Below are 6,000 nucleotides of genomic sequence, written 5' to 3' on the forward strand. Positions count from 1 at the left end.
GTGGAACCGGACGAGAGAGGCGGCGGTACCGCCCGTCCGTTTTCTGTCCCGCACCGAGCCCCAGCAGGCTCCTCGTCGGGCAGTGCATGGGAGGCCTTTTAGAACCAAGTTGCGCGGAGCCCCTCTCCCGCGCTCCCCTCGGCTGACGCCCGAGGCGCAGCTTGAATGGAGAGATTATGTCGCAGGACGATCGCAATCTGATGAACCCCCGCCGCGGCGACGAGAAAGGGAGCGGCGTGCGCGACCCCAAACGCCCCCGGTTCTCCCTCTGGATCTACGCCGCGATCTTCCTCGGCCTGCTCGTGGTGCAGGCGTACCTCTGGGGCGGGACGACCGGCAACGAGATCGACTACAGCGCCTTCCTCGAATACGTCGAGGAAGGGCACGTCGAAGAGGTCACGGTCATCAACGACCGGAAGATCGAGGGGCTCTTCACGCCCTCGGCCGTCGAGCAGAGTGAGGTGCCTAAAGCGGAGCCCGTGCAGGGGTTCGCGAGCGAGGACCCGGCGATCGCCGCGCGCCGCTTCACGAGCGTCAAGCCCGAGGACCACGACCTCACCCAGTTCCTCACCGAGCACAACGACGCCGTCGCTACGGGGGAATCCGAGCAGACCGTCAGCTTCTCGTCGGAGACGCAGGAGAACTGGTTCGGCGGGCTCCTCGCGTGGGTTTTCCCCCTCGCGCTCCTCGTCTTCCTGTGGCTCTTCCTCATTCGCCGGATGGGCGGGCCGGGCCAGCAGGTCCTTAACATCGGGAAGAACAAGGCTGTCCTCTTCGACACGATGGACGGGCAGCAACTCACCTTCAGCGACGTCGCCGGGTTGGACGAGGCGAAGGAAGAGGTCGAAGAGGTCGTCGAGTTCCTGAAGTACCCGAAGAAGTTCACCAAGCTCGGCGGGAAGCTGCCGAAGGGCGTGCTCCTCGTCGGCCCGCCGGGGACGGGGAAAACCCTCCTCGCGAAGGCCGTCGCGGGTGAGGCCGGCGTCCCGTTCTTCAGCCTCTCCGGCTCTGACTTCGTCGAGATGTTCGTCGGCGTCGGCGCGGCGCGCGTGCGCGACCTCTTCAAGCAGGCGAAAGAGAAGGCCCCCTGCATCATCTTCATCGACGAGATCGACGCCATTGGCCGTAGCCGTGGCAAGGGCATGATCATGGGCGGCAACGACGAGCGCGAGAACACGCTGAACCAGCTCCTCGTCGAGATGGACGGTTTCAACACGGACAAAGGCGTCATCATCGTCGCCGCCACGAACCGGCCCGACGTGCTCGACTCGGCCCTCCTCCGCCCCGGCCGCTTCGACCGGCAGATCCTCATCGACCGGCCGGACCGGCGCGAGCGTGCGCAGATCTTCAAGGTTCACACGAGGCCGCTCACGCTCGGCACTGACGTGGACATGAACGGGCTCGCGAACATGACGCCGGGCTTCGCCGGGGCCGAGATCGCGAACGTCTGCAACGAGGCCGCGCTCCTCGCCGCGCGCCGTGACAAGGACGCCATCGAGATGGACGACTTCGAATCGGCGATCGACCGCGTGATCGCGGGGCTGGAGAAGAAGAACAAGCTGATCTCGCCTGAGGAGAAGCGGATCGTGGCCTACCACGAAGCGGGCCACGCGATTGCCGGCTGGTTCCTCGAGTACACCGACCCCGTCATCAAAGTCAGCATCGTCCCGCGCGGCCTCTCCGCACTCGGCTATGCGCAGAGTCTCCCCGAGGAACGCTACCTCTACACGAAGGAAGCGCTCGTCGACCGGATGGTGATGGCGATGGGCGGCCGGGTGGCCGAGGAGATCATCTTCGGCAAGATCTCGACGGGGGCGCAGAACGACCTCGAGCGGATCACGAAGATGGCCTACGCGATGGTCGTGGACTACGGGATGAGTGAGAAGATCGGCTACGTCTCGTTCAACATGTCGTCGAAGGACGACCAGCCGCAGTTCAGCAAGCCGTACTCCGAGGCTACGGGCGAGCTCATCGACAAAGAAGTCAAGGTGCTCATCGACGAGGTGCACGAGCAGACGCGCCGCCTCCTCGCTGAGAAGGGCGATCTGCTCGAGGAACTCGCGCAGGCCCTCCTGCAGAAAGAAGTCCTCAACGAGCAGGACCTCACCGATGTCCTCGGTGAGCGGCCCTACAAGCGCAACCTCCACGACGCGCCCATCGACGCCGAGCAGTCGCCCGTCAACCTCCCGCCTCGGGGCAATGAGGCGCCTGCCGACCTGACGTCCGCCGAGCCGCCACCGGTGGAGTCGGGAGGCGACGGTGCGCTCCCGGACGAGGAGACCCTGCGTAACGAGGGGGGCGCGGACATCGGTTAGACGCCACGTGCTTCGTGCAAGAGAGGAGGGCTCGTTTCGGCGGGTCCTCCTCTCTTGCACGCGACCGCCGGCTAATGGAGCATGCGTAGGCATGGATTCCACAATCGGTTGAACATCTAGAATGCGTACGGGCCACATACGATGCAGAGTTCATCGCTCCTAAACCCAAGCGCCGAGGGGAGGTGGTATTTTTAGTGCACACCTCTCGATATTTGTGTCTATCGATATAGACCTGTGTGCCAATTAGGAGGGGCCCCTTTCCTGCTAAATCCGTGTGAAGCGGCTAGAATGGGATCTTTCGCAGTTCGTGAACTTGGATTGGCACGCGGTATTGGTTAACTTCCTGTTCTGCACTCGCGCGGCGCTCGACGCCGCTTTTTGTACTACCGACCGACGCTCTCGTGCCTACGATCCAGCAGCTCGTCCGTAAGGGCCGCAGCCCCAAGACGAAGCAGACCAAGTCCAAAGCCCTCCAGGGCAACCCGCAGCGCCGCGGCGTGTGCACCCGTGTGTATACGACGACGCCTAAGAAGCCGAACTCCGCGCTCCGCAAGGTGGCGAAGGTCCGGCTCACGAATGGGTTTGAGGTCATCGCCTACATCCCCGGCGAGGGGCACAACCTGCAGGAGCACTCGATCGTGCTCGTGCGCGGTGGCCGCGTGAAAGACCTTCCCGGCGTGAAGTACCACATTGTCCGCGGCGCCCTCGACACGGCCGGCGTCGCCGACCGTCGCCAGAGCCGTTCCAAGTACGGCGCCAAGCGGCCCAAGTCCTGATCCGTCTCTAGCCCTGGTGATTTGTCGTTGGCGTGAAGCAGGCCAATGGCAAGTGACAAATGACCAACCCCAACTATGCGTAGAAGGCAAGCCGATAAGCGGATCACGATCCCTGACCCGCTCTACGAAGACCAGCTCGTCGCCAAGTTCATCAACAGCGTGATGAGCCATGGCAAGAAGAGCGTAGCCCAGCGCCTCGTCTATGGTGCCTTCGACATGATCGAAGAGCGTACCGGAGAGGAGGGCGTTGAGGTCTTCCGCAAGGCCGTCAACAATGTGGCCCCGCTCGTAGAGGTCCGCAGCCGCCGTGTCGGTGGCGCGACCTACCAGGTCCCGATCGAAGTCCGTGCCGAGCGCCGGACGAGCCTCGCCTTCCGCTGGCTCCTCCAGTACGCCCGCTCCCGCGGCGACAAGAGCATGGCCCGGCGCCTCGCCAGCGAGATCGCTGCCGCGGCCAAGGGCGAAGGCGGTGCCGTCAAGAAGAAGGACGACACGCACCGCATGGCCGAAGCCAACAAAGCCTTCGCGCACTTCCGCTTCTAGAGCGGAGTTTAATCGAGTCGATTCTAAGCAGACGTCACGCCATCGCCCCGTAGGCGATCACTGACCACCGATATGAGCCAGCAAAACGGACGTAACCTCTCGCTCGACAAGACCCGGAACATCGGCATCTCGGCGCACATCGACGCCGGGAAGACGACGACTACCGAGCGGATCCTTTATTACACCGGCAAGCTCCACCGCATCGGCGAAGTCCACGAGGGCGGCGCCACGATGGACTGGATGGAGCAGGAGAAGGAGCGCGGCATCACGATCACGTCGGCCGCGACGACCTGCTTCTGGGACGACCACCGCATCAACATCATCGATACCCCCGGCCACGTCGACTTCACGGTCGAGGTGGAGCGCTCGCTCCGCGTGCTTGACGGCGCGGTCGCGCTGTTCTGCTCGGTTGGCGGCGTCGAGCCGCAGTCCGAGACGGTCTGGCGGCAGATGAACAAGTACGGCGTCCCGCGCATCGCGTTCGTCAACAAGATGGACCGTACGGGCGCTGACTTCGCCGACGCCGTCAAGATGATGAACGACCGGCTCAGCGCAAACGCTGTCCCGGTTCAGATCCCGATCGGCGAAGGCGAGATGTTCCGTGGCGTCATCGACCTGGTCCGGCTCAAGGCCATCGTCTGGCACGACGAGTCCCAGGGCTCGACGTGGGACGAGATCGACATCCCTGAAGACCTCAAGAAGGAGACGCGTCACTGGCGCATTAACCTCCTCGAAGCCGTCGCTGAGCACAACGACGAGCTGCTGATGAAGTATCTCGAAGGCGAGGAAATCACGCCCGAAGAGGTGCGCGACACCGTGCGCAAAGCCACGCTCTCGCTCGACATTACGCCGGTCTTCTGCGGCTCCGCGTTCAAGAACAAGGGCGTCCAGCGCCTGCTCGACGGCGTCATCGACTATCTCCCCGCGCCGACGGACATCCCGGCCGTCGAAGGCCACGCCGTCCGGAGCGAAGAAATCTTGACCCGCGAGGCCAGCCCCGACGCGCCGTTCAGCGCCGTCGCCTTCAAGATCGCGACCGACCCCTACGTCGGCCGTATCACGTTCGCCCGTGTTTACAGCGGCACGCTCCAGAAGGGCGATGCGCTCTTCAACGCGACGAACGAGAAGAAGGAGCGCGCCGGCCGTTTGCTCTTCATGCACGCCAACTCGCGTGAAGACGTCGACACGGTGCGCGCGGGCGATATCTGCGCGATTGTCGGGCTCAAGGACACGAAGACCGGCGACACGCTGACCGACCCCGATCACCCGATCGTGCTCGAGAAGATGGACTTCCCCGAGCCGGTGATCCGCATCGCGATTGAGCCGAAGACGAAGGCCGACATCGACAAGCTCGGCACCGGGCTCCAGAAGCTCGCCGAAGAGGACCCGACCTTCAAGGTGAACACCGACGAGGAGACGGGCCAGACGATCATCGCGGGGATGGGCGAGCTCCACCTCGAGATCATCGTCGACCGCCTCAAGCGCGAGTTCAAGGTCGAGGCCAACGTCGGCAAGCCGCAGGTGGCGTACCGCGAGGCGATCAAGTCCTCCGTCGACCACAAGTACACCCACAAGAAGCAGACGGGTGGGCGCGGGCAGTACGCCCACGTCGAGATCGAATTCATGCCGAAGGAAGATGGCATCGGGTTTGAGTTCCGCGACGAGATCAAGGGCGGCAACATCCCGCGCGAGTTCATCCCGTCCGTCGAGAAGGGCATCGCGAGCGCGCTCGACCAGGGCCCGCTCGCCGGGTACCCGATCGAAGGCATCGTCGCCCGGCTCTACGACGGCAAGTACCACAACGTCGACTCCGACCAGATCGCGTTCGAGATCGCCGGCCGGATGGCGTTCCGCGAGGCCGCGCGCCGCGCGAGCCCCGTCATCATGGAGCCGATCATGGAGGTCGAAGTCACGACGCCCGAGGAGTACATGGGCGACGTGATCGGCGACCTCAACTCGCGCCGTGGGCGGATCGAAGGCATGAGCCAGCGCGGCGACGCGCAGGTCATCAAGGCCGCGGTTCCGCTCTCCGCGATGTTCGGGTACTCGACCGACCTCCGCTCCAACACGCAGGGCCGCGCGATTTACTCGATGCAGTTCGACCACTACGAGGAAGTGCCGAAGTCCATCGCCGAAGAGATCGTCGCGGCGGACAAGACGGCCATCGTCTAGCACCACCCCACCTTTCAGCACCCAGCACAGCTAGCATTACTACGAGGTAGCCTCATGGCAAAGGAAACGTTTCAGCGCACGAAGCCGCACGTGAACGTCGGCACGATCGGCCACGTCGACCACGGGAAGACCACGCTCACGGCGGCGATCACGTCGGTGCTCTCGCTGAAGTCCGGCGGCGAGGCGCGGTCCTT

General features: G+C 64.1%; 5 protein-coding genes. All 5 read left to right on the forward strand.

Annotated elements, in window-relative coordinates:
• Positions 1-176 precede the first annotated feature (176 nt).
• Positions 177-2,315 carry an ATP-dependent zinc metalloprotease FtsH gene (ftsH, locus tag ABJF88_11495; GenBank protein MEP0547547.1) on the forward strand — a complete coding sequence of 713 codons (2,139 nt, stop codon included), beginning with the start codon at positions 177-179 and terminating at the stop codon, positions 2,313-2,315.
• A gap of 401 nt (positions 2,316-2,716) precedes the next feature.
• Complete coding sequence (gene rpsL, locus ABJF88_11500; protein MEP0547548.1) at positions 2,717-3,091, forward strand: 30S ribosomal protein S12; 375 nt, start codon at positions 2,717-2,719, stop codon at positions 3,089-3,091.
• A 75-nt stretch (positions 3,092-3,166) separates the two neighbouring features.
• Positions 3,167-3,634 carry a 30S ribosomal protein S7 gene (gene rpsG, locus ABJF88_11505; protein MEP0547549.1) on the forward strand — a complete coding sequence of 156 codons (468 nt, stop codon included), beginning with the start codon at positions 3,167-3,169 and terminating at the stop codon, positions 3,632-3,634.
• A gap of 72 nt (positions 3,635-3,706) precedes the next feature.
• Positions 3,707-5,806, forward strand: coding sequence for an elongation factor G (gene fusA / locus ABJF88_11510; protein MEP0547550.1), 2,100 nt, complete (start codon positions 3,707-3,709; stop codon positions 5,804-5,806).
• A gap of 54 nt (positions 5,807-5,860) precedes the next feature.
• Positions 5,861-6,000 (forward strand): GTP-binding protein (locus ABJF88_11515; protein ID MEP0547551.1); only part of this gene is annotated, 140 nt, incomplete at its 3' end.

Source organism: Rhodothermales bacterium (genome assembly GCA_039944855.1).
Classification (GTDB): domain Bacteria; phylum Bacteroidota; class Rhodothermia; order Rhodothermales; family JANQRZ01; genus JBBSMX01.

Bases quoted from the DNA above. Each gene is read 5' to 3' on its own strand.
- ftsH (MEP0547547.1), top strand. From the start codon at position 177: ATGTCGCAGGACGATCGCAATCTGATGAACCCCCGCCGCGGCGACGAG.
- fusA (MEP0547550.1), top strand. From the start codon at position 3,707: ATGAGCCAGCAAAACGGACGTAACCTCTCGCTCGACAAGACCCGGAAC.
- rpsG (MEP0547549.1), top strand. From the start codon at position 3,167: ATGCGTAGAAGGCAAGCCGATAAGCGGATCACGATCCCTGACCCGCTC.